A 22,880-nucleotide genomic window follows, 5' to 3' on the forward strand; every position below is an offset into this window, starting at 1 on the left:
ACCATGTTAGATAGAACCACAACGCCTCAGTTTAAAAATATTGAGGATATAAATTTTATACAAGCCAGCAAGCATCAATTAGCTAATGAGATTCCTGTTTTTATCATCAATGCTGGTGAGCAAGAATTGGTAAGGATAGAGTTTATCTTCAAAAATGTTAATTGGGATATTCAAAAACCACTTTTATCATTAGCTGCCAATACCATGTTAAATGATGGCACCAGTAATTTAAGCGGGGCAGAGATTGCTAATAAAATAGATTATTATGGAGCGTTTTTTCAAACGGAATTTGGCTTAGACCGCTCTGCAGTTGTGCTTTACTCTCTAAACAAGCATCTGCCTAATACCTTGCCTATTATCAAAGAAGTTTTAACAGATTCTGTTTATCCTGAAAAGGAAGTGAATACTTTTATCAATAACCAAAAGCAAAAGTTAAAAGTAAGCTTAGAAAAGAACGATTTTTTAGCAAGAAGACAGTTTAGCAAGGCTATTTTTGGCGATACCATTTATGGTTTTTCATCAAACTTGGAAGATTATGACGCTTTAAATCAAGCAGATTTAAGGGCGCATTTTGAGCAAATTTATCATCCTACAAATTGTACCATAGTGGTTTCTGGAAAAGTAAATGAAGATATTTTGACGCTTTTAAATAGTCTTTTTGGTGCATGGAAAAGCGATGTTGCTTTTAAACCTAACACGGTTGAATTTAAAGCTGCGGATGAGAAATATCATTATATAGAAAAAGCCCAAGCTTTGCAATCTGCCATAAGAATTGGTATGCCTTCTATCAATAGGAAACATCAGGATTTTCCTGCTTTACAAGTGCTGAACACAATTTTAGGCGGATATTTTGGCAGCAGATTGATGGCTAATATTAGAGAAGATAAAGGTTATACCTACGGAATAGGCTCTGCAAATGTATCTTTAGAACAAGCCGGATACTTTTTTATTGCTTCTGAGGTAGGTACCGATGTTTGTGCTGATACCTTGGTGCAAATAGAAAAGGAAGTTGATATACTTAAAACCCAATTAATTGGTGATGAAGAGCTAGCCTTGGTTAAAAATTATCTTCTAGGAAGTTTATTAGGTAGCCTAGAGAATGCTTTTTCACATGCTGATAAGTTTAAGAATATTTACTTCTTTAATCAGGATTATGAATATTATACCAATTATATCAACACCATTAAAACTATTAATGCGCCACAATTATTAGAGCTAGCCAATAAATATTGGGATTTTGACCAATTTTATAAGGTAATTGTGGGGAAGGTTTAGATATCTAACTAAAGGTGATGATTCATTTAATCACCTTTAGTTAAATTATTTCTTCTAATCCCAAAAAAATAATCTACCTTTGTGCGGCAAATAAAGCACCCTAATTTATTTGCTATGCAATTAGATCCACATAAATTTTTAGCCGAAGGTTTAACCTATGATGATGTACTTTTGGTACCGGCTTATTCAGAAGTTTTACCACGTGAAGTTGATACCTCAACCTACCTCACCAAAAAAATAAAGCTTAATGTTCCTATTGTTTCTGCGGCTATGGATACCGTTACAGACGCTAACCTTGCTATTGCTATAGCACAGGCAGGGGGAATTGGTATTCTACACAAAAACATGAGTATTGAAGCTCAGGCTGATGAAGTGCGTAAGGTTAAAAGATCAGAAAGTGGGATGATACAAGACCCTGTTACTTTACAAGAAGATGCTAAAGTTGCAGATGCTTTTAAAATTATGAAAGAATATCAGATTGGTGGTATTCCGGTAGTTTCTGTTGATAACGTTTTGGTAGGTATCATCACCAATCGCGATTTACGCTTCCAAAAAGACATGAATCGTAACATCACAGAAGTGATGACTAAAGATAATCTAGTAACAGCTCCAGAAGGTACAACTTTAGGTCAGGCCGAAATCATTTTACAAGATTATAAAATTGAGAAGCTTCCGGTTATTAGTAAAGATGGTAAACTAAGCGGACTAATCACTTTCAAAGACATCCAAAAATTTAAGAATTTCCCTAAAGCTTGTAAAGATGAGCATGGCCGTTTACGTGTAGGTGCAGCAGTAGGTGTTACGCCTGATGCTTTAGACCGTGTTAAAGCCCTTGTGAAATCTGGTGTTGATGTTATCGCCATTGATACAGCCCATGGTCACTCTAAAGGTGTTATCGATAAATTAAAGGAAGTTAAAGCGGTTTTTCCTGATTTACAAATTATAGCAGGTAATGTAGCTACAGCAGAAGGTGCTAAAGCTTTGGCTGATGCTGGTGCAGATGCTGTAAAAGTTGGTATTGGGCCGGGTTCTATTTGTACCACCAGAATTATTGCCGGGGTGGGTGTACCACAATTATATGCCGTTTACGAGGCAGCAAAAGGTCTAGCGGGAACTGGTGTTCCTGTTATCGCAGATGGTGGTATCAAACATACTGGAGATATAGCCAAAGCCATTGCAGCAGGAGCGGGTTCTATTATGGCCGGGTCTTTATTTGCAGGGGTAGAAGAATCGCCAGGCGAAACCATCATTTACGAAGGACGTAAGTTTAAATCTTACCGTGGTATGGGTTCTGTTGAGGCTATGGAACAAGGTTCTAAAGACAGGTATTTCCAAGATGTGGAAGATGATATTAAAAAATTAGTACCAGAAGGAATTGTGGGCCGAGTGCCTTATAAAGGAACTTTAATGGAAGTGATGCACCAATATGTTGGTGGTTTAAGAGCAAGTATGGGCTATTGTGGAGCTAAGGATATAGAGACTTTACAAAAAGCAAAATTTGTGAAAATAACAGCTTCAGGTATCAGAGAATCACACCCTCATGATATTACGATTACAAAAGAAGCACCTAATTATAGTAGGTAGAATTTAGAAGTTGGCAGTCCGAGGACCGATGTCCGAAGATTGCCAATTTTTAAAACGGTCGAAAACTCATAAACTTCGGTCTTCGGACTTCTGACTTAACATTTCTTTCTCTCTTCTTACTAAATCAGCAACACTGGTATTATCCATGATGCCTACAGTAGCTTCTCTTACTTTTTGCATCATTTCGCGTATACTGCAAGTAACCTCATCTTTACATTCCTCACAACGCTGATAAAAATTTAAGCTTACGCAAGGTAATAGTGCAATAGGACCATCTAATATTCTGATAATGGATGATACCATAATTTCTGATGCTGGCTTCATTAAAAAATAACCGCCGCCAGCACCCATTCTGCTCCCTAAAATTTGTCCGCGTTTTAAATCCAACAAAATAGCTTCTAAAAATCTTTTGGGTAAACCTTCATTTTTTGCAATTTCTGCAATCAACATGGGTTTGTTATCCTCGTTTCTGGCTAAAGCAATAAGTGCTTTTACCGCGTATTTAGTTTTTTTTGTGAGCAAGAGTATACAATTAAAGGATTGAACTAAATTGATTTTTATTGGCATAAAACTACTAAAATAGAAGATGATAAGAAAATTTGTTTACATCAAACTTTAGGTGTTTAAGTATTTATGGCAGATACCTTTTTTTATTCTGGAGGTTGCTAGAAAGAATTATTACAAAGTATAAAATAAAGGAGAAGGGGTACTGAAATTATTTAAAGAAATTTTAGAGTAAAGGGGGGCTTAGTGTATTCTTTTAACAAAAGAACTGATTTTTGACCCTCGTTTAAACGCTGGAAACGCACTTTTTTAAATAAACTTTCTGTAGGGTAGCTGTAAGGTAGCCGTAAGGTTGCTGTAAGCAAGCGGTAAGTAAGGGGGCTTAGTGTATTATTGTATCAAATTTTGGAGTGAGATTTTTTGTCTTTTTGATATAGAATTTAGAGATTTTATAAGGTGTAATTCATTAGTTTTTTTAGACTGATTTTAGAATTGCTATTATACTTGTATACACTCGTTTTTTTGAGATATTTTTATTTAACTATATAATCTATAAAATTTGTAGATTATTAGATTTGTTATATATTTGCATCATGAAATTAAAAAAATGGTGTTTAAAAATGTTAGGAGGAAATGTAAGATGATGTGTTGATACATAAAACAAAAAAGGGGAAGATGATAACATATTCCCCCTAGCTTAAACTTAATCATGCAGGTTCTCAATTGGCGTTGTCGCCTGCATAAATGTTCATTAAACTTTAGTAAAAGTATGCAAAATTATGAAAAAGCTATACAGTCTTTTAATGTTATAGCTTTGTCCAAAAAAATCATATTATCTCTTTTTATTTTATTTACATCGAGTTATTTAAAAGCTCAAGTACAAACAAAGCCTCTTATAAATGCAACCTTAAGCGGTGTGGTTGTAGATGCTCAAACTAAAGAGCCTTTGCCAGGGGCGTTGGTTCAACTAGAAGGGGTTACCCATAATGCCCAAACTGATGCAGCGGGTAGGTTTAATTTTGTAACTGGTCAGAAACTTCCGGTAACACTTATTATTAGTTATCTAGGTTATCAGAAACTAAGATTAGTAGCTACCACAACCCCTATAACGATAGAATTACAAGAAGATAGAAGACAACTGAGTGATGTTGTTGTAGTAGGTTATGCTACGCAAAATAGAAAAGACTTAATAGGTTCTGTTTCTAAAATTAATCCTGCTGATGTTAAAACCATACCAGAAGTAAGTTTTGATGCGCAGTTGCAAGGTAAAGCTGCGGGCGTACAAATCAGCAGTAATACAGGGGTTCCTGGTTCTGACATATTTATTAGGGTAAGAGGTGCTACTTCTATAAATGCTAGTAATGATCCTCTTTATGTAATAGATGGCGTATTTGTGAATAATGTAAGTCTTCAAAATATATCACAAGATAGAGGAACATCGCCTTTGGCAGATCTAAATCCGGCTGATATAGAAAGTATAGAGATTTTAAAGGATGCCACAGCAACAGCTATTTATGGTTCTAGAGGGGCTAATGGGGTAGTTATTGTTACTACAAAACGAGGTAATTACAGGCAAAAACCAAGTATCTCTTTTAACGCTTCCGAAGGTTTGGGTTGGGCTCCGGCTGATAGGGTTTGGAAAACAACTACAGGCGAGCAACATGCAATTTTAGTGAATGAGTACAGCAGAAATGCAGGTTTACCAGAACCATTCAGGCCTGTTAATCAAATCATCAATAATGTACCGGGAAGAGGTTTACCTCAGGAGCAACCCACTTTTGATAGGATGGCTTATTTAAATCGTACAGCTAATTTACGTAACTATGATTTATCTATTAACGGTGGTTCAGAAAAAACACGATATTATTTAGGTGCTGGGTTTACAGATCAAGAATCTATATGGAAACCTATGGGTTTTGATAGGGCAAGTTTTAAAGTAAATCTAGATCAAAAAGTAAATGATAAAATTACCATTGGTACAAGTAATAGCTTGTCTAAAAGCTATCGAGACCAAGCAAGACCTGCAAACGGTGGTAACGGAACGCTACTACAAGCATCTTTAAATATCCCAACCTACTTACCAATTTTTGCTGCAGATGGTTCGCCATTAAGGTGGGTAAATTTTGATAACATTGCTGTATTAACCAATACAGTTAATCTTTGGTCTAACAGCTACCATTATGTTGGTAATGTTTATCTGGATTATAATATCACACCCAAAATTAAGTTTCGTTCTACTTTTGGTGCGGATTATAATAATTATGAAGAGAACGAATATTGGGATACTCGAACAATTTTAGGAGCAAGTGGAGGCAGAGGTACACAAAGTATTACTCAATCTACCACTGTTATTAATGAGCAAACCCTATCTTATCGTAATCAATTAAAAGAACACAGTTTTGGTGTATTGATTGGTAATACTTTGCAAAGCGCTGAGATTAAAAACGTATCGGCTACGGGAACAAATTTCCCTAATAACTCTTATACACAAATATCATCAGCAGCTATACAAACAGCATCTCAGTTTACGACTAATAGTACGTTAGCATCGTTTTTCTCGAGGGCAGATTATAATTTTAAAAGAAAGTATTATTTCGAATTTACCATCAGGGCAGATGGTTCGTCAAGGTTTGGAGAAAATAACAGATGGGGATATTTCCCTTCTGTTGGTGGGGCTTGGCGTATTCATGAAGAGAATTTCTTAAAAGATTTAAGTACAATTTCTAATCTAAAACTAAGGCTAAGCTACGGAACAACTGGTAACCAAGGAGGGATAAATGATTTTGCCTTAAATGGATTATGGACAGGTGGTTTTGGCTATGCCGATGCTTTAGGTGGTGCTGAATTACCCGGAACTGCTCCTTTACAAATTGCTAACCCTAATTTAAAGTGGGAAACAACCAGTCAGTTTAGTACAGGTTTAGATATAGGGTTGTTAAATGATAGAATTAACATAGAGTTTAACTATTATAATAAATATACCAGAGATGCCTTGTTACTGGTTGCCACTCCTGCTACATCTGGCTTTTCATCTTACATCACCAATTTTGGAGAAATTAGCAATAAAGGTTTCGAGTTAGGTATAAATGCTACCAATGTCAAGATTAAAAACTTTACTTGGAAAACCGATTTAAATCTGGCTCAGAATAAAAATACGATAGAAAGAATTCCAGCCGATATCCCTTTTGCAGGAAGAGATTTAATAAGGCTACAACAAGGAAAAGAGTTATACTCATACTGGTTGTATAAACAGCTTTATGTAGACCCAAATACTGGCGATGCTGTTTTTGATGATTTTAATAAGGATGGTAGAATCACTGCTGATGACAGACAAATATTAGGAAGTACTTGGCCTAAATTATTTGGAGGGATTACGAATAATTTTAATTATAAAACCTTTGATTTAGGAGTGTTCTTTACTTTTTCTTACGGAAATAATCTATGGAACCATAATAGAATGTTGGGCGAAACAGGCGGTACTTTAGATGCTAATCGTGTTTTGCTAGCAAGTCAACTAAACCGTTGGACAGCCCCAGGACAAGTTACCGATGTACCTAGATTAACGGCAGCTAATTACGCCAGACAAGAAAACAGTAGGTTTTTTGAAGATGCCTCTTTTCTAAGGTTGCGTTCCTTAACCTTAGGATATACCCTGCCTAAAACACTTACAGCAAAAGCTAAAATAGATAAGTTGAGATTCTACGTAACGGGTAATAATTTGCTTCTGTTTACGAAGTATACTGGGGCTGATCCTGAATCTAACCTAGGAACAGGAAATATCCAAGGTTACGATTATGGTACACCTCCACAACCACGTACAGTTCAGTTTGGTTTAAATCTCACCCTTTAAATATGAGTATCATGAAACATTTAAAATATATATTATTCTCTTTTTCTATTTTATTATCTTCTTGCGAGAATTTTTTAGAGACAGAGCCCTTAAATGCCGTATCAGATTTAGATCCTATTTTTGATAAAGGTTCTAGCGAAACAGCTTTAAGAGGTGTTTATAGGCAATTAAGTTCTTCAGGTTATTACGGAGAAACTTATGTTACACTAGGTTTTTTCCCGAGTGCTGATATTAAAAATCTTACTACTGGCGGAGCTGCAAATTTAGTTAATATCAATTTCCGTACAGATGAGGTATTGTTTAATACAGCTTGGTCTGCTATTTATAATACGATAAACAGAGCTAATCATGTTATCACTAAAGTACCTTCAGTACAAGACCCTACGCTTACCACAAACCTAAAAAATCAAATTATAGGAGAAGCCAAGTTTATAAGAGCATTAGCCTATTTTGATTTGGCTAGAGCTTGGGGTGGTGTACAATTATTTTTAGAGCCTACGGTATCTTTACAAGAAAGGCCAAATATTAGAAGAAGTACTTTAGCCCAAACCTATGCGCAGGTACTAGCAGATTTACAAGATGCAGAAGCATTATTACCTGATGCGGTTAATAGAATAAGAGCCACAAAAAGAACAGTTTGGGCTTTAAGAGCGAGATTACACCTCTACAAAAAAGAATGGGCTTTAGCCGAGGAATATGCCACCAAGCTGATAGAAAAATCAGCAGATTATACCTTGGTTAAGCCTTATAGTGCTTGGTTTGCCAATAATGTTGTGGGTACCAGAGAGTCTATTTTTGAACTGCAATATAGCGCTATTAACCCTAATGCTACCAGAGCCCAAATGCAACATCCTACAAGAGGTGGTACTTACAGGTATGCACCAAATGATAGATTTGTTTCACTTCTTAATAATCCAGCTATTGGCGGTGGAAGAAGTGCTTTAATCAGTAGTGTCGTACAAAATAATACCCGTATTTGGTTTGGTAATTTATATTATAGGTTACCAGCTACAGATCCTGCTTATATCTTTAGAATTTCAGAAATGTATTTGATAAGAGCAGAGGCAAGAGCTCAACAAAATAATTTAAGTATTACTAATGGTGCTTTAGCAGATTTAAATCTGGTAAGAGACAGGGCAGAACTTCCCGTTTCAATAGCGGTTACGCAGCAAGAAATATTACAAGCAATAGAAGAAGAGCGAAGGTATGAGTTTGCTTTTGAACCACACCGTTGGTTTGATTTAGCCAGAACCGGCAGGGCTAAAACAGTTTTAGAAGCTTTAGATAGCAATATTGAAGTGGAAGAGCATGAATATATTTTTCCTATCCCTGTGTCTCAGATTCAATTAGATAAAAATCTTGAACAAAACCCTGACTATTAATTATAAAAACCTATGAGTTTTCTAAATATTTCAAATCATGACTCGTCCGACTGGAAAGGTTATGAAAAAATACTACTAAGATTTTTCTTTATTTACTTCTTTATCTTGGTTGTACCCATAGATTGGAAGTTTTATCAAGAACTTTTTAATATCAATTGGGTAAATTTTAACTTCTATAGCCTATTTAGTTTAACCAAATATGCTCCACAATTTTTTGGATTAGTAGGTTATCAGAATTGGCTTTTCGCTGGCTTCATAGCTGCTCTAGCTACTATAATTTGGACTTTTAGCAATACTAATTGCAATTACGATAGTCTGTACTATTGGTTAAGGGTAATTTTGCGCTATCGTTTAGCTATTGGTATCATCGCTTATGGTTTTTTAAAGGTTTTTCCGCTACAAATGCCATTTCCTTCGCTAAGTAATATGCATACCAATTATGGTGATTTCTTAGCGTGGAAGATTTATTTTCATACGTTAGGTATCACTCAAGGCTATGAAATTTTTCTAGGTGCGATAGAAGTAGTAGCTGGTATACTCTTGTTATTTAGAAGAACTACCACTTTTGGCGCAGGTATTATTGCCGGTTTTACAGGAAATGTTTTTGCAGCTAATATAGCTTACGATGCTAGCGAAGAGGTTTATAGTTTATATTTAGTTGTGATAGCATTATTTTTATTGATTTATGATGCTAAGCGACTTTACAGCTTATTGGTTTTAGAGCAATACACCATAGCCAGCAAGTTTGAGCCTATTTATACTTCTCTTGGGCTTAAAAGATTAAGAACAACATTAAAAGGATTTGTATTTATATTTCTAATAGTCTTGGGAGTAAGCACTTGTGCTAATTATATTCAAGAGCCATATAAATTGCCTAAAACAACAGGTTTAAAAGGAACTTACGGCTTTTATAATGTAAGAGAGTTTAAGTACAATGGCGTAGTTATTCCTTACACTACCTCAGATACAAATAGATGGCAAAATGTTGTTTTTGAAAAATGGGCTACCATAAGTATTAAAATAGCTAAGCCTATAAAAATAGATACTTCTTTCGGGGATGTTTATCAGACAAATGATATAGATAGAAATTTTGAATCGGCTGGTGTTGGAGGCAGACATTATTTTGCCTATCAGGCAGATACTGTTTCTAAAAAGCTCTCTCTACAAAATAAAAACAAAAACCATGCTTCAGAAAAATTCCAGTTAAGTTATCGCTTTTTAAATGATTCTACTTTGGTTTTAAGCGGTGTAAATGAGAAGAAAGATTCTGTTTATGCTGTTTTAGATAAAATAAACAGGAAGTATATGTTATTAGAAGGCAGAAGAAAATCTGTTAAACTATAATCCCAACATCAATCAAAATGAATACAACAGATATATTTTTAGAAAACAAAGAACCTGTTTGGTCAGCCTTTGAAAAATGGGTTTTCAGGGTGTCATTTATTTTTTTCTTCCTGCTCATAGTGCCTTTAGAGCTAGATTATTATAAAGGATGGTTCACTACAGATTGGGCCAATTTACATATTAGAGATATTGGTAGGTTAAGTGGTTCGTCTTTTAATCCCATCAAAATAAAACCCCTTTTTGATGGTGCAGCAGACAAAGGCTCTTTAAAAGATGCCAATACTTCTTTTTTAACCATAACTGCTAAAGACGGAATCTATGGATTAGCAAGCTATATCAACTGGTTTTTAGCTTTAGGTATTGGGATAATTGGGGCCTTTATTTGGGGCTTTTTTGATCAAAATCGAAAGCATTACAGAAATTTATACTATTTTTTATTGGTAGGTGTAAGTTATGCCATGCTGATTAAGCTGCAAGGTTTAACTTTTTCCAAGGTTTTTCCTACACAGATGCCAGATTTAGCGTTAACGCAGTTGAATACACCTTTTGGCGATTTTACTGCTCAAAAGCTGTATTGGATACAGTTTAGCTTTGTTCATGGTTACGAAGTTTTTGCGGGCTTAGCCGAGCTTCTGATTATGCTTTTTCTACTTTTTAAGCCTACCAGAGCAGTTGGGGCGGCTTTATCTTTAGCAATGATTGGTAATATAACTTTTGCTAATCATGCTTATGATGGTGGCATACACTTGGCTGCTGCTTTTTTTACTTTAGGTGGTGCATTTGTACTATGGCCTTATCTTAAAAATATTTGGACTTTACTTGTTCTACAAAAAGATGTTAAGCCTAATTTATATTACCACGATTTTAAAACGCCTCTACAAAAGTACTTTAGAATAGCTTTTAAAAGCTTTGTATTCCTGTTCTTTTTTGTGTTGAGTGCTTATTTACATTGGCATAATTATAAATACGACTCTTATAAAGTACCATCAAGACCCGGTTTAGCGGACTCAAGAGGTTTGTATGATGTAACAGAGTTTAAAGTGAATAATAAAATTGTCCCATATTCTCCGGTTGATTCAGTAAGATGGCAAAATGTAACTTTTGAAAAATGGTCTACCATGTCTTATACCGTTTTTAATACCTTCTTAATTCATGGAGAAGCAGGCAGAGGAAAACAATTTAAAGATATTGATAGAACCTATGAATCTGCCGGGACAGGTGGCGGCAGAAGACATTTTTATTATGAAGCTGATACCATTAAAAAGACGATTACTTTCCAAAGTAAGAATAAAGTATATAAGGATGAAAATTTTACCCTTCATTACCAAAGACCATCAGCAAATAGAATCATTTTATGGGGTAAAAATCAATATCAAGATTCTATTTATGTGGTTTTAGATAAAAGAGATAAAATTTATCCACTATATGCTGGCAAAAAAGAAAATTTGGTTGTAACACCTTAATCTGTAGGATGAAATACGATGCTATTATAGTTGGTTCGGGACCCAATGGTTTAGCTGCAGCAATAACGCTGCAGCAAGCCGGGGTTTCTGTTTTGTTGTTAGAAGGTAAAGATACCATTGGCGGTGGCATGCGTACACAAGAGTTAACTTTGCCAGGGTTTAAACATGATGTGTGTTCGGCTATTCATCCCATGGCAATGGGTTCACCTTTTTTTTCGAAATTACCTTTAGCAAAACACGGACTGGAGTTTATTCAAGCTCCGCTAGCAGCAGCCCATCCTTTTGATGATGGAAAGGCCGCTTTTTTATCAAAATCTATTGAGGAAACCGCATTTTATTTAGGTAAGGACAAAGAAACCTACTTAAAACTTATTCAGCCAGTTGTTAACCACTGGGATGAAATAGCAGAAGACACCATGGGGCCTTTAAGCTTTCCTTCGCATCCTTTTTTGCTGGCTCAATTTGGCTTAAATGCCATCAAATCTGCCAATGCTATAGCAGCTAAATTTAAAACCAAGGAGGCAAAAGGTTTATGGGGCGGAATGTCTGCACATGCCATACAACCTTTAAGTAACTGGGCTTCGGCAGCTATTGGTTTAATTTTATCTGCTGTAGGGCATAAGCATGGTTGGCCTATTCCTAAAGGCGGCTCGCAAGCTATTGCACATGCTTTGGCTTCTTATTTTATTTCTTTAGGAGGCAAAATAGAAACAGGCATTATGGTTAACAATATTAAAGAGTTACCGCCACATCAGGTTGTATTGTTTGATGTAACGCCTAAACAACTTTTAAGCATTGCAGGAGCAGAGTTTTCGAGTCTTTACAAATGGCAATTAGAACGCTACCGACATGGTATGGGGGTTTTCAAAGTAGACTGGGCTTTAAGCGAGCCTACACCATTTACTGCCGATGCTTGTAAAAAAGCAGCAACCGTACATTTAGGTAATACTTATCAAGAGATAGAAAGTTCAGAATTAAGCTCGTCTCAAGGTATCCACCCAGAAAAGCCGTTTGTTTTATTCTCTCAACAAAGTTTATTTGATAAAAGTAGAGCACCAGAAGGAAAACATACCGCATGGGCTTATTGCCACGTTCCGCATGGCTCTACTCAAGATATGACGAGCGCTATAGAAAATCAGATAGAACGTTTTGCGCCTGGATTTAAAGAAACTATTTTAGCAAAGCATAGTAAGAATACTGTACAAATGGAAGCATATAATCCTAATTATATTGGTGGTGATATTAATGGTGGAATCATTGATTTGGCTCAATTGTATACGAGGCCAGCGGTAAAAATTTCGCCTTATCGTACATCATCAAAAAGAATTTATATATGCTCATCATCAACTCCACCCGGCGGAGGTGTACATGGTATGTGTGGTTATCATGCAGCAAAAACTGTTTTAAGTGATATTTATAAAATCAATTTATTATAAAATATGTCGACAATTAAAAAAGAATGGGTTCATGAAGATTGGGCTGTTGTTATTTTAGGAGCAAGCATCATTGTTATTTCGCTTCTTGGCTTTTTATTACCAGTTCCTAATTTCAATTGGGAATCTTTATCCGTATTAAATACAGATATCTTTAATCCCAAAAATTTAGAAATACTACTTATACAGTTTGTATTGGTAATAGCGGTTGCTATGCTAGGAGCTTTTCTTACCGGGAAATCTATTAAACATTTACTTATTGTTTTTCCTGTGGTGTATTTGTTAACAATTCTTGCTCTTTTATTGGCAGGAAATGATTTTATAAAATCTATAAATTTAGAGGCTGTTATTTTTAGTTTATCTATTGGATTGCTTATCGGTAATTTTTTTAAAATACCAGCTTGGTTTAGGGCAGCGTTAGCTACAGAGCTTTACGTGAAAATTGGTTTAGTTTTATTAGGTACCAGTGTTATTTTTTCTGATATCCTAAAAGCTGGCTCTCTAGGATTAGTACAAGCGTTATTGGTGGTATTATCTGTTTGGTATTTTGCTTTCTGGCTCTGTAAAAAGCTTAAAATAGATCAAGAGTTAACCATGATGATTTCTAGTGCGGTATCCATTTGCGGGGTTTCAGCAGCTATTGCAACATCTGGCGCTATTCAGGGTAATTCTAAGAAATTGTCTTATGTAATTTCTATGGTATTAATCACAGCTATCCCGATGATGATTTTCATGCCTTACTTAGCTCAATATCTCGGTTTATCTCAAGAAGTAACAGGGGCTTGGCTTGGTGGAAGTATTGATACCACCGGGGCGGTTGTTGCATCGGGTTCTTTGGTGGGCGAGGAAGCCTTAAAAATAAGTACCATAGTGAAGTTCTCTCAGAATGTATTGCTAGGTTTAGCCGCTTTTGCCATCAGTATTTATTGGTCTTTTACACAAACTAAAAATAATGAAGCAGGAAGACCAGAAAAACCAACCTTAAAAATTATTTGGGATAGGTTTCCTAAGTTTGTTATTGGTTTTATAGCTGCATCTTTAATTTTCTCCTTTTTAGTACCTACAGAAACGGTGTCTACCGTGAAAGGGAGTTTAAAAAATCTTCAAGGATTATGGTTTGCCTTAGCTTTTACCAGTATTGGCTTAGAAACAAATTTTAAAGATTTATTTGCCGAAAATAGTAAACAACCGTTTTATGCTTTTTTAATAGCACAAGCATTTAATGTAGTGGTAACGCTTGTGATTGCTTACTTTTTGTTTGGATAAATTTAATAAAGCCGGGTGGCCGAGTGGTGAGGTAGGGGTCTGCAAAACCTTTTACAGCGGTTCGAATCCGCTCCCGGCGTCTATTTAAAACAGATTCTTAATCATAAGACCAATAAGTGCCGCTATTAAAATGATATGAGGTTCCTTTAGTTTTTTGAAATATATCAATCCTAGAACGGATGCTAAGGCTATCATCACAGTAGTTAAATCTATTATAGAGCGGCTAGCAATTACAATTACCGAACCCACCAAAGCACCAATAACTGTTGCAGTAATGCCATCAACAAAAAGTTTAATTTGCTGATTTTGAGAAATCTTTTGAAAGAGGGTGCTAGTAAGATGGTGAACAAATAGCAAGGTAAAAAGGTGGCTCCGGCAGCAACAGAAGCTCCTGAGAAACCAGCCACCATATAACCTATAAAACCTACGGTAATAACTACTGGTCCGGGGGTAATCATAGCTACGGCAACGGCATCAACAAATTCATTTTCTGTTAACCATTTATATTCTTGCACCACACCGGCATGTAGAAAAGGAACGATGGCTAAACCACTACCAAAAACAAAAGCTCCGGCTTTTAAAAAAAATAAGGCCATTTTAGGTAAAGTGCCTTTTGCATAGGTAATTACAGGTAAAAAGTAAAACGCAATAACGGGTAAATTTGCTGTGTTTTGTAGCTTTTTTGGCTTAGCTTTTACCAACATATAAATCAACCCTGTTAAAATGAATAATAGGATTTCTTCTCGCTGTAAGACAATCGTACTAACAGCGCCAACTAAATAAAATCCCCATAAAAGCCAGTTATCTTGTAAACCTTTAAGGTTGATTTTGCTAATAGATTTGATGGTTAATTTATAAGCACTTAATGCAATAATACCTATAACAGCAGCGCTAACGCCATAAAAAACAGCTTGCATCCAAGCTAAACCACTGTAAAGCTTATAGGCAACACCTAAAGTGAGTACCATTAAAAAGGAGGGTAGTACAAAGGCCAAACCTACTAATGTTGCACCTAATATTCTGTAATGTACAAAGCCTAAATAAATACCTAGCTGTGCTGCTAGTGGTCCTGGGGCTAACTGTGCTAAGGCCAAGCCTTCTTTATATTCTTCCTGAGAAATCCATTTTTTGTCCTCCACTAAATCTCTTTGCATGTATTCTACCAAAGCTACAGGTCCGCCAAAGCCCCAAGTGCCAAGTTTGAGGAAATAAATAACAATATCTTTAAGTGTGTATTTTTTTTGCATGCTATGTATTTAAAAACCAATTCCAAATTGAAAAGCTACAGTAGCAGAAGCCGGATTATTGTTACCAAATCTTACAGGTAATGGCATGGCTATAAAATAATTGCTGTGTTTATTTTTCTTAATTACTTTATTAAGGATGGGTGTAAAACCGTACCTACCAGAAGTTTCAAAAGCTATCCGGTTAACCAAAGTAAAGCCATGTTTAAGTTTTAGCAATATACCAGGGTGAATGAGGATATTGTTAGCTCTACTTAGACCGTTTTCTGTTCTAATAAACGGAACGATTTCAAAAGAAAAGCCTATTTTTTCTGTTTTCCAGATATTAATACCCGTTGGCATTCCCACTACATAATAATCAGTAAAATTGGTATGTAAACCATCATTATTTAAAGTAGCTATTGGGTGTAGAATGCCTAAATAACCTGTTATTTTAGGAAATGTAGTCTGATTTTCCTGCGTATAAGCATCCAAAATAAAACAAACGCTAATTAATATCAGGCTTAAAGCCGATTTTAAATAAATACAGTATTTCATGATATCTTTTTTGTGCAAGAATAAAGGCTGATGCACAAACTATTTAGAAGAGATTTTACCTTTTGGATGTATTTTACTTTTTAAAGCTTTTTTATATTGAGCAGGGCTCAAGTCATAAATTTTTTTAAAAATTCTTGTGAAATGACTTTGATCTGAAAAGCCCGTAAGAAAAGCTATTTCTGATAATTTATAATCAGTGCTTTCTATTAAAGATATAGCTTTTTCTATGCGTAGTTTTCTGATATAATCTCCAAAAGAAAGATTATCAAAATGTTTAGCAAACTCTCTGGATATATAAGCAGGGTTTACTTTTAATTCTTCTGAAACATCTTTTAAACTAACATTCATATTAATGTCTATTTGGTCTTGAATAATTTCTTTGATTTCTTTAGCCCAAGATGGTGTTTTTTTACCCTGCTCTTTTTGATGTTTCAGATATTTATGATAAACATCAAGAAACAAACTATCGGTAGTATTTTGGGTATGTTTAACATGTTTTAAATGTTTTGCCCAACTGTATAAAGCATCGTAAATAATCAATCCTATCTCTAAAAGTTCATCATCATCTTTATAATTATAAGCCAAACCGGCGGATATTGCCCATAAACCAGAAGCTTGGGGCGCTAAATGATGGGCATCTGTATCGGCACCTCTAACAATTAAAGATAGGGTAGTAAGCGCCTCGTCTTCTAGTTTGTATTTCTCAATAAAATAATCGAAAGTACATTTGTCTTGATAATGGGTAAACTCTACATGAGGGACATCAAACGGAGTAGCCCCTAATTCTTGTGCCTTTCTAAGTACGTCTTGTTCGGCTACATAAATGATTTCTGCTTCTGTATCAATAAATCTTTTAATGAGCCATGGACAGGCTATTCTATCAATTTTTGGTCTATTTCGCGTGATCCACTTCATTTTTAAGCTAGTAAATCACTAAAGTAAAAATAAAATCTACAAATTCTATAGATTTTATTTGCATAGTTTAAAAGTTTGTTTTAATATTGTCGACTAAATCAGTAGGATTTATTGTTTATGTAAATTATGTCGACTATGAAGATGTTAAAAATGTGTTGTTGTTAGAAGAGCCAACCTCCGCAAAAAAGAAAAAAATGAAATATGAATAAGAATTAAAAAGAAATCATGAATAAACTATATACCACTATCTTACTTATACTGCTGCTCATAGGCAGTACCAAAACAACTTCAGCTCAAGGAAATAACTTTATTGTTATATCCGGAACTGTGCTAGGGCAGGATGATAAATTACCTCTTCCGGGCGTAACTGTAACTATAAAAAATACTGTCTCTGGAACATCTACCAATTCTGCCGGTCAGTTTGAACTAAGAACTAGAGCTAAATTTCCTTTTACCTTAGTTATTTCTAGTGTTGGTTTTCAAACTCAGGAATTTCTTATAGAAAATGCAGATTCTAAGCTTAATATAGAGCTTGTTACCCAAACTCAACTGGGTAAAGAGGTTGTCGTAACTGCATCTAGGGTAGAGGAGAGTATCTTAAAATCTCCGGTTGCTATTGAGAAATTAGATATCAGAGCCATAAGAGAATCTCCGGCTCCAAGTTTTTATGATGCTTTAGAAAATGTTAAAGGTGTGCAAATGACCACCTCAAGCATCACTTTTAAAGTTCCAAACACCAGGGGATTTAATATACCTAATAACTTTCGTTTTGTACAATTGGTAGACGGTGTTGATATGCAAGCAGGTACCTTAGGTGTACCGCTCGGTAATGCTATCGGGCCAACCGAATTAGATATTGCCAGTGTTGAGATTACTCCGGGTGCGGCTTCTGCCCTTTATGGGATGAATGCTATCAATGGTATGGCCAACTTAATAACTAAAAGTCCTTTTCTATATCAAGGGTTAAGTGTTTACCAAAAAAGTGGTATAAACCATTTGGGAGGCACAGGAAGAGAGCTTAGCAATTTATCTGAAACAGCTATCCGTTATGCTAAAGCATTCAATAATAAGTTCGCTTTTAAAGTTAACTTAAGTTATATGAGAGGTACAGATTGGGTTTCTGATACGCGTACCAACCAAAATCCAAATAATTTAAATACGGCAAATCCTTCTTTTCCAGAGCTTAACGCTGATGCGGATAACCCAGCTTATGACGCATGGAATAAATATGGTGATGATAATGGTAGCAATGCTGTAACACTTACTGGATTAAGCATTCCAGGTAGAACAGGAAGTCAAAGTATCATCGTAAGAAGAACAGGTTATTTTGAAAAAGATGTGGTACAACCTACAGTAGATAACCTAAAATTTGATGCTGCTTTACATTACAGATTTGGCGATAATGCCGAGCTTTCTTATGGTTACCGTTTTGGTAAACTAGATGGTTTATTTCAGCGTGGTAACAAAATCCAAATGGATAATGTAAATGTACAAAACCACAAATTAGAGCTTAAGGGGTCTAATTATTTTATTAAATCTTACTTATCTGTAGAAAACACAGGCGATTCTTATAATATTAAACCTTTGGTTGATAATTTGGATATCACCAGTGGCGGAACAAATAGTGTTTGGGGAGCAAAATATAGAACAGCTCTACAAAATGCCTTAAACAATGGTACACCATTAGCAGAAGCTTTACGTATAGGCAGGGCCGCAGCAGATGCTGGAAGAGTAGAGCCGGGTACCCCACAATTTAACGCTTTAAAAAGCCAGATTATTAAAATCAACAATTGGGATCATGGCGCTGTTATCCCGGGTGCACCAGCAACCGGAGGGGCGTTTTTAACACAGAGAAGTCGTACTTACCATACCGATGCACAGTGGGATTTATCAGAAAAAGTTAAAATATTTGATTTGTTGATAGGTGCCGATGCTCGTGTTTATGAGGTTATCCCTGATGGTAATAACTTCGTAGACTTCTCTAGACCAATAGCAGAAAGAACTACTCCTTTAGCTGATGGGAGCTTCGGAAACAATGTTTATTACAAGAAATTTGGTTCATTTGCGCAAGTAACAAAAACCTTTTTTGATGAAAAATTGAAGTTATTTGGTTCGGTAAGGTTAGACTACAATCCAGAGTTTGACCCTAAATTAAACCCGCGTATAGCTGCTGTTTATACCTTAGCACAAAAGCATAATTTTAGAGCGTCTTTCCAAAATGGATACCGTTTCCCTGCCTTGTTTGAGGCTATTTCTTATGTAAATAATGGTAATATCAGAAGGGTAGGAGGTTTATCTTACATCAATAATGGTTTAAATTATTTAGATAATTCTTACACTTTAGCCTCTATAAATGCATTTAATGCGGCAGTAAACAGAAGTGTAGCAGGTGGGGCTACTACCAATGCAGCAGCATTGCAAAATAGAGATCTTTTAGAGGTTACCAATTTAGGTGAAACTCGCCCAGAGCGTATTAACTCTTTTGAGGTAGGTTATAAAAGTGTTTTACTAGAAAATAAATTAGTTGTTGATATTGATGCCTACATCAATGAGTACGAAGGTTTCTTGGGTCAGGTTGAGGTGGCTGTGCCTTACAGAGCAGGTTCTAATTTAACACAGCAAGTAACTGTTGGTACAGATGAAGCTGTTTTAGCTGTTGTTCAAGCTAATAGAAACAATCAGCAAGTGCGTTACAGGGTATATACCAATGCAAAAAACCAGTACACAAACTATGGTTCTTCATTAGGCTTAACCTACAATTTCTATCAGAAGTTTACCATAGCAGGTAATGTTAACTATAATGATATTACTGAAAATAAAAACAGAGATGTATTTGTAACTGGTTTTAATACACCTAATTGGGCTACAAATTTATCTTTCGGAAACAGAGAGATTGTTAAAAACTTAGGATTTAATATTGGTTGGAGATGGCAAGAATCTTTCTTGTGGGAAAGTCCGCTTGTAAATGGTACTGTACCAGCATTCCACTCTTTTGATGCGCAGGTTACTTATAAAGTTCCTCAGGCAAAAGCCAATATAAAATTAGGAGGCACTAATATATTTAATAGAAATTATGTGCAGTATGCAGGCGGACCAACTTTAGGAGGTTTGTATTATTTGGCACTTACATTTGATGGGCTTTTAAACTAGAATATTATTAACACGCTGGTGAATCTGGTTTCTGTTTTTGAATAAAAACAGGGCCAGATTTTTTCCATTTATACAATTCAGAATGACAGATCAAAAAACAACGCAAACAAAAACAAACTTACCTAAGGCAGAAGAACGAAAATGGAAGAACATTGCTACACTTAGCTTAGGTCTATTAGCTTTAGTTATAATAGGGGTAAGTGTAGTAGAATATTTTACTTTTAACGAGGTTAAAGACTATATAGTTAAGCAGGTAGATAAACAATTTTTGTTTATGGTAGCTGTTGGTTTTTTTGCTCAGATGGTAGACGGTGCATTAGGAATGGGTTATGGTGTAATTTCTACAACTTTATTACTATCTGGGGGATTAAACCCGGCTGTTATTTCTGGAAGTATACATACGGCAGAGATGTTTTCAAGTGGCGCATCAGGTTTTAGCCATTACAGGTTTGGTAATGTAAATATGAAGCTGTTTAAAACACTTTTAATTCCGGGTGTTATTGGTGCAATAGTAGGTGCTTTATTATTAACAACTCTGGGCGAAGAGAATTCTAAATGGGTACGTCCGGTACTTTCTGTTTATACCTTTATTTTAGGAGTTAGAATTTTAACTAATGCCTTCAAAACAGATATCAAACCTAAAAAAGTAAGAAGAGCAGGATGGTTAGCGGGTACAGGTGGCTTTTTAGATTCTTTTGGTGGCGGTGGCTGGGGGCCTTTAGTTACCAGTACCTTAATATCAAAAGGAAGAAGTCCAAAATATGTTATTGGTTCTGTTAGTTTAACCGAATTTTTTGTTACTATGGCCAGTGCGGTAACTTTCTTTATCATGTTGGGTACAAGCCATATAGAAACCATTATAGGTTTAATTTTAGGAGGGTTATTAGCTGCACCTATAGCAGCCAGATTGGTAGGAAAACTCCCTGTAAAGAAGATGTTTATTGGCGTAGGTTTAATTGTATTAATTTCTAGTATTCGGATTATATGGAATTCTATAGATAAGTTGTTGTAGGTAGAAGTTTAATCACAAAAAAGCCCGAAATTTCATCAATTTCGGGCTTTTTAAACTTAGTTTTTAAACCGTATTTTGTAAGTGGTAACCTGCCAGTTTGGAAGTTTTGTTGGTTTCTGGATAATCAACTTATCATTTTCTTGTTTCCAATTTAGCTTTTCTTTGCTTCCCAATAATTCTATAGAAGCAATGGTTTTATTATTGTATTTGGTGCTTTTGCCTAATGCTTGAATGCTAATCTCATTTTGAGGATTTTTCATGCAGAAAGCATATAATGTTTCGCCTTTTGTTGTGAAGCGAATATCGGTAGATTCAAAAGAACGCTCATCACTAACACCACCAAACTTACCCTCAGGTTTATTAGAACTGGTTGATGGTCCTTCTCCATAAATTTTCCAAGGTCTAGAGCCATAAATTGCTTCTCCGTTTACTGGTGTCCAAGCGGCAATTTCTTCTAAGATGTTTAAAACATCAGGTTCTAAATCTCCTTCTGGTGTTTGTACTACGTTAATTAATAAGTTTCCGTTCTTACTTACGATATCAACCAACATTTGCAAAATTTCTGTTCCACTACGGTACTTCTGTCCGGTACGGTAAAACCAATCTCCAATAGATGTATCTGTTTGCCAAGGAAACGGACTGATAGAATCCATCACGCCACGTTCTATATCTTGCACCCAACGTCCTTCAGATGGTCTTCTCTTACTATTGTAAACGGCTTCTAATTTGCCGTTGTTTTTTGCAATATCTTGATTATAAAAATGAGCTAGCATTTTATGGCCAGTTTCACCAAAAGGTAATTCACTATCAGAATATAATAAATCTGGTTGGTAAAGGTCTATCAATTCTTTAACGTTTTTTAACCAATGAGCATGGTTTTTAGGGTCTGTAGTTAACCATGCCTTTTCATCAGATTTAGCATAATATAAATCTTCATACTGTGGGTCGTTGCCATCATAAGGAACTCCAGCTAAAGGACCAGTTTTATCAGCACCCTTATTCGTTTGAAACCAGTTATAACTAGCACCTAAATGTTCTGAAACGCCAAACTTCAAGCCTTCTCTTTTAGCTGCTTGTTGCCATAACCCAACAACATCTTTTTTAGGGCCTATGTTTACCGAGTTCCATCTATGGATTTTAGAATCCCATAAAAAGAAATTGTCATGATGCACCGCCATACTAACAAAGTATTTAGCTCCAACTCTTTTAAATAGAGCCATTAATTCATTCGGGTTCCATCTCTCTGCTTTCCATAGAGGAAGTAAATCTTTATAACCAAATTTTGATGGATGACCGTAGGTTTTTACATGATAAAGGTAAGCAGGATGCGGTTTACCAGTATATTCATTCTTTTTTCTGTCATAATAATCACTTTGATACATATCGCGGGCGTACCAATCTCCTTGTCTAGGTACAGCTTGCGGCCCCCAATGAGACCAAATGCCAAATTTCGCATCTCTGAACCAGTCGGGATATTGATATTGTTTAAAAGATTCAAGATTGGCTTCAAATTTTTGCGCTTTTAAATCGCTAGCGAACGATACAAAGAAGAGCAGCAAAGCTAGCACTCCTGTAATTTTACAGTTTAATCTGGTCATCATAACTTATATATTATCTTTTTAAAATTGGTTTTTAGGAATTTTAAATGTAGCTATTTTTTTTAAAATCTACGAAAAAATAAATTTTGTAAAGTGTTGTAAATGAATATTTAATAAAAACGGAAATCGATTTTTTATTTTAATACTTTATAGCGTAAATTAATAACCTGCCAAAAATGTGTTTTAAGAATATGGTTGAGTAATTTATAGCTTAACCATATCAAAGATTATAAAGTATGGTCGAGGCTTCGATAGAGGATACAGAAAACATTATGTAATTTGAAAATTATAAAAACCAAGAATTCATAATGATTAAGGAAAAT

14 protein-coding genes, 1 tRNA gene and 1 pseudogene are annotated in these 22,880 nt (G+C 35.4%); 11 read left to right on the forward strand and 5 right to left on the reverse strand.

Features of this window, described 5'->3' with window-relative positions; all coding sequences use genetic code 11:
* Positions 1–3: 3 nt before the first annotated feature.
* The gene (locus H510_RS0106960) at positions 4–1,275 is read left to right on the forward strand and encodes a M16 family metallopeptidase (protein WP_026903668.1); all 1,272 of its coding nucleotides are present in this window, start codon (positions 4–6) and stop codon (positions 1,273–1,275) included.
* A 114-nt stretch (positions 1,276–1,389) separates the two neighbouring features.
* A complete protein-coding gene (gene guaB / locus H510_RS0106965; protein WP_026903669.1) occupies positions 1,390–2,859 on the forward strand; it encodes an IMP dehydrogenase in 1,470 nt (489 codons plus the stop codon).
* Between the two features lie 66 nt (positions 2,860–2,925).
* Here the strand turns inward: guaB and H510_RS0106970 are convergent, their stop codons facing one another.
* On the reverse strand, positions 2,926–3,381 hold the full coding sequence (locus H510_RS0106970) for an RrF2 family transcriptional regulator (RefSeq protein ID WP_026903670.1): 456 nt from the start codon (positions 3,379–3,381) through the stop codon (positions 2,926–2,928).
* Between the two features lie 751 nt (positions 3,382–4,132).
* Here H510_RS0106970 and H510_RS0106975 point away from each other — a divergent pair.
* The 7 genes from H510_RS0106975 to H510_RS0107005 all read left to right on the forward strand — a co-directional run bounded on the left by H510_RS0106975 (position 4,133) and on the right by H510_RS0107005 (position 14,181).
* Entirely contained in the window at positions 4,133–7,213 is a 3,081-nt protein-coding gene (locus H510_RS0106975) for a SusC/RagA family TonB-linked outer membrane protein (protein WP_036692191.1), read from the forward strand.
* Between the two features lie 11 nt (positions 7,214–7,224).
* Positions 7,225–8,595, forward strand: a complete 1,371-nt coding sequence (locus H510_RS0106980; RefSeq protein ID WP_026903672.1) for a RagB/SusD family nutrient uptake outer membrane protein — start codon at positions 7,225–7,227, stop codon at positions 8,593–8,595.
* A gap of 12 nt (positions 8,596–8,607) precedes the next feature.
* Complete coding sequence (locus H510_RS0106985) at positions 8,608–9,939, forward strand: DoxX family protein (protein WP_026903673.1); 1,332 nt, start codon at positions 8,608–8,610, stop codon at positions 9,937–9,939.
* 17 nt (positions 9,940–9,956) lie between these two features.
* A complete protein-coding gene (locus tag H510_RS18410) occupies positions 9,957–11,402 on the forward strand; it encodes a hypothetical protein (RefSeq protein WP_036692194.1) in 1,446 nt (481 codons plus the stop codon).
* A gap of 8 nt (positions 11,403–11,410) precedes the next feature.
* Entirely contained in the window at positions 11,411–12,838 is a 1,428-nt protein-coding gene (locus H510_RS0106995) for a phytoene desaturase family protein (RefSeq protein ID WP_036692197.1), read from the forward strand.
* Between the two features lie 3 nt (positions 12,839–12,841).
* A complete protein-coding gene (locus H510_RS0107000) occupies positions 12,842–14,101 on the forward strand; it encodes a YeiH family protein (RefSeq protein ID WP_026903675.1) in 1,260 nt (419 codons plus the stop codon).
* Between the two features lie 9 nt (positions 14,102–14,110).
* A tRNA-Cys gene (locus H510_RS0107005) sits at positions 14,111–14,181 on the forward strand.
* Between the two features lie 4 nt (positions 14,182–14,185).
* Here H510_RS0107005 and H510_RS18415 read toward each other — a convergent pair.
* The 3 genes and pseudogenes from H510_RS18415 to H510_RS0107020 all read right to left on the reverse strand — a co-directional run bounded on the left by H510_RS18415 (position 14,186) and on the right by H510_RS0107020 (position 16,797).
* A pseudogene (locus H510_RS18415) lies at positions 14,186–15,348 on the reverse strand (chromate transporter).
* Positions 15,349–15,357: 9 nt separating this feature from the next.
* Positions 15,358–15,882, reverse strand: a complete 525-nt coding sequence (locus tag H510_RS0107015) for a hypothetical protein (RefSeq protein WP_036692200.1) — start codon at positions 15,880–15,882, stop codon at positions 15,358–15,360.
* A 39-nt stretch (positions 15,883–15,921) separates the two neighbouring features.
* A complete protein-coding gene (locus H510_RS0107020; RefSeq protein ID WP_026903677.1) occupies positions 15,922–16,797 on the reverse strand; it encodes a chromate resistance protein ChrB domain-containing protein in 876 nt (291 codons plus the stop codon).
* Positions 16,798–17,022: 225 nt separating this feature from the next.
* On the opposite strand from H510_RS0107020, the gene H510_RS0107025 reads away from it, so the two are divergent.
* Complete coding sequence (locus H510_RS0107025) at positions 17,023–19,947, forward strand: TonB-dependent receptor (RefSeq protein ID WP_026903678.1); 2,925 nt, start codon at positions 17,023–17,025, stop codon at positions 19,945–19,947.
* Between the two features lie 82 nt (positions 19,948–20,029).
* Positions 20,030–20,959: a sulfite exporter TauE/SafE family protein gene (locus H510_RS0107030; RefSeq protein WP_026903679.1), complete on the forward strand. Its 930-nt coding sequence runs from the start codon at positions 20,030–20,032 to the stop codon at positions 20,957–20,959.
* Positions 20,960–21,015: 56 nt separating this feature from the next.
* On the opposite strand, the gene H510_RS0107035 is transcribed toward H510_RS0107030, so the two are convergent.
* Positions 21,016–22,560 (reverse strand): alpha-L-fucosidase, encoded by a 1,545-nt coding sequence (locus tag H510_RS0107035; protein WP_026903680.1) that lies wholly within the window; start codon positions 22,558–22,560, stop codon positions 21,016–21,018.
* Positions 22,561–22,880: the final 320 nt, after the last annotated feature.

Source organism: Pedobacter glucosidilyticus DSM 23534 (genome assembly GCF_000425145.1).
Classification (GTDB): Bacteria; Bacteroidota; Bacteroidia; order Sphingobacteriales; family Sphingobacteriaceae; genus Pseudopedobacter; species Pseudopedobacter glucosidilyticus.

Bases quoted from the DNA above. Each gene is read 5' to 3' on its own strand.
- H510_RS0106960 (WP_026903668.1), top strand. From the start codon at position 4: ATGTTAGATAGAACCACAACGCCTCAGTTTAAAAATATTGAGGATATA.
- guaB (WP_026903669.1), top strand. From the start codon at position 1,390: ATGCAATTAGATCCACATAAATTTTTAGCCGAAGGTTTAACCTATGAT.
- H510_RS0106975 (WP_036692191.1), top strand. From the start codon at position 4,133: ATGCAAAATTATGAAAAAGCTATACAGTCTTTTAATGTTATAGCTTTG.
- H510_RS0106980 (WP_026903672.1), top strand. From the start codon at position 7,225: ATGAAACATTTAAAATATATATTATTCTCTTTTTCTATTTTATTATCT.
- H510_RS0106985 (WP_026903673.1), top strand. From the start codon at position 8,608: ATGAGTTTTCTAAATATTTCAAATCATGACTCGTCCGACTGGAAAGGT.
- H510_RS18410 (WP_036692194.1), top strand. From the start codon at position 9,957: ATGAATACAACAGATATATTTTTAGAAAACAAAGAACCTGTTTGGTCA.
- H510_RS0106995 (WP_036692197.1), top strand. From the start codon at position 11,411: ATGAAATACGATGCTATTATAGTTGGTTCGGGACCCAATGGTTTAGCT.
- H510_RS0107000 (WP_026903675.1), top strand. From the start codon at position 12,842: ATGTCGACAATTAAAAAAGAATGGGTTCATGAAGATTGGGCTGTTGTT.
- H510_RS0107015 (WP_036692200.1), bottom strand. From the start codon at position 15,882: ATGAAATACTGTATTTATTTAAAATCGGCTTTAAGCCTGATATTAATT.
- H510_RS0107020 (WP_026903677.1), bottom strand. From the start codon at position 16,797: ATGAAGTGGATCACGCGAAATAGACCAAAAATTGATAGAATAGCCTGT.
- H510_RS0107025 (WP_026903678.1), top strand. From the start codon at position 17,023: ATGAATAAACTATATACCACTATCTTACTTATACTGCTGCTCATAGGC.
- H510_RS0107030 (WP_026903679.1), top strand. From the start codon at position 20,030: ATGACAGATCAAAAAACAACGCAAACAAAAACAAACTTACCTAAGGCA.
- H510_RS0107035 (WP_026903680.1), bottom strand. From the start codon at position 22,560: ATGATGACCAGATTAAACTGTAAAATTACAGGAGTGCTAGCTTTGCTG.